Source organism: Acinetobacter towneri DSM 14962 = CIP 107472 (assembly GCF_000368785.1).
Classification (GTDB): Bacteria; Pseudomonadota; Gammaproteobacteria; order Pseudomonadales; family Moraxellaceae; genus Acinetobacter; species Acinetobacter towneri.
In genome coordinates this window covers 1-1,905 of record NZ_KB849686.1, presented here as the reverse complement: position 1 = coordinate 1,905, position 1,905 = coordinate 1, and the positions used below count along the sequence as shown (strand labels likewise).

Below are 1,905 nucleotides of genomic sequence, written 5' to 3'. Positions count from 1 at the left end.
TCCTATTGTGTACTGTACTGTATCGTATTTTAGTACATTACAGTACAGTACACAATCGATATTTTTTATGAATTATGACTAGGGTCTGTTGAGAATTAGCCAAACAAGAATTAAAAATCTATAATTATTCAATGGATAGATACATACTGACTGATGCCCAATGGGCAAAAATGGAGCCTCACTGCCTAGGCAAAGTTACAGACCGTGGGCGTAGTGGTACAAATAATAGATTATTTCTTGAAGCCGTATTGTGGATTGCACGCACAGGTAGCCCATGGAGAGATTTACCACCTGAATTTGGTAAATGGAATACCATTTTTAAACGCTATCGAGATTGGGTAAAAGCGAGTGTATTTGAAAATATTTTTGCAGCAGTCAATGATGATACTGATATGGAATATGCCATGATTGACGGAACTATTGTAAAAGTACATCGTCATGGTCAAGGTGCAAAAGGGGGACCTATTCACAGGCAATTGGAAAATCCAGAGGTGGAATGACCACAAAAATTCTAGCTTTGACTGACAGTTTCGGGAACTTAGTTAAATTTCGCCTGATGCCTGGGCAATATCATGACCTAGCTGAAGTTAAGCCATTAATTGAAGATATGGATTTTCAAACATTATTGGCAGATAAGGCATTTGATGCGGATTGGTTGCTAAAAGAACTTAATGATCGAGGTGCAAAGGCAGTGATTCCACCAAAATCTAATCGTAAGATTCAGCGTATATTTGATCAATGCATGTATAAATGGCGACATCTCATCGAAAATTACTTTTGTAAATTGAAAGAATTCAAACGTATTGCCATGCGTAGTGACAAAACAGATTCAAGTTTTTCCGCAATGATTTATCTTTGTGCTAGCGTCATTAACTCACGTTAATTCTCAACAGACCCTAGCTAAAACGTAAGCGTCCGCTAAACCCCATGCCTATTTTTTAATTTGAGTTGGATTTCCAGCGATGTGGCAGTAATTCTTCTATATTTTTAATTATAAAAATAGCTAGCCATAAATTTTACTAGCTGCAAATATAGTATTGATTTTATTAAGTCATACTAAAATTGACATGATACACGTTATACGAATCTAAAAATGGGAGCTTAAGCTCCCATTTTTATTGATGATTTTTTAATTCTTTTAGCATGGCATCCCGTAAAATTTCATTCATTCGTGTTTGATAGCCTTTGCCTTGAGCTTTAAACCATGCAAGTACATCAGCATCTAAACGAATGGAAGTCTGTTGTTTCACTGGGCGATAGAATTGATTATGACGTACAGCATTGCTCCAATCGGTAATTTCAGGAATATCTGATAGATCTAACTGATCATCAGGAACCGTGCCTTTAGCAAGCAAGCGTTCAATTTCAGCATCTTGCTTGTCGCTGAATTTTTCATTCAGTTCTTTGCGTGAGTGTCTAACCATGCTCATATTTATCTCGCTCCGCTTTTGTTACCTGTCTTGCACTAATAATTCTTATGATTTCACAGTCATCTTCATCAAAGATGGTGTGAGCTACTAAGAGCATTAGTACGCCTTTTACTTTCCCAATGGTCTGCCAACGTTCTTCACCATCGGTATGTCTGTCCTGGATTGAGATCCTTAATGGATCTTCAAAAACAAGGCTTGCAGTTTCGAAAGAGATATCATGCTTTTTCTGATTCTTTCGATTCTTTGCCTCATCCCATTCGAAATACTGTTTCATAAAAAACATTCAAATTTGTATATACAATAATGTATCACAAAATTGTATCACTCAAGTTGAGAAGCGTAATTTTTAGTCAAAATTATTGGCAAAACATTCCAAAACTGCTCATAAAAAAGCCGACTTGTTTCAAAATCGGCTTTTTGGGCATTTTTGGATTTTTCTTAATTTATTAAATACTTGATATTTATATTAATATAC

Annotated in this window: 3 protein-coding genes; 1 reads left to right on the top strand and 2 read right to left on the bottom strand. The window is 35.7% G+C overall.

The features are described 5' to 3' along the window. Positions 1-131 precede the first annotated feature (131 nt). Positions 132-883, top strand: a protein-coding gene (locus F947_RS14155; protein WP_099046172.1) for an IS5 family transposase whose coding sequence is annotated in 2 segments (ribosomal slippage) — positions 132-462 and positions 462-883 — 753 coding nt in all. Because the reading frame shifts where the segments join, the coding sequence is not laid out codon by codon here. 232 nt (positions 884-1,115) lie between these two features. Here the strand turns inward: F947_RS14155 and F947_RS01485 are convergent. Both F947_RS01485 and F947_RS01480 read right to left on the bottom strand, forming a co-directional pair. Then, the gene (locus F947_RS01485; protein ID WP_004971243.1) at positions 1,116-1,430 is read right to left on the bottom strand and encodes a BrnA antitoxin family protein; all 315 of its coding nucleotides are present in this window, start codon (positions 1,428-1,430) and stop codon (positions 1,116-1,118) included. Then, positions 1,417-1,704 (bottom strand): BrnT family toxin, encoded by a 288-nt coding sequence (locus F947_RS01480; protein WP_004971241.1) that lies wholly within the window; start codon positions 1,702-1,704, stop codon positions 1,417-1,419. The genes F947_RS01485 and F947_RS01480 overlap by 14 nt, the downstream gene beginning before the upstream one ends. Positions 1,705-1,905 lie beyond the last annotated feature (201 nt).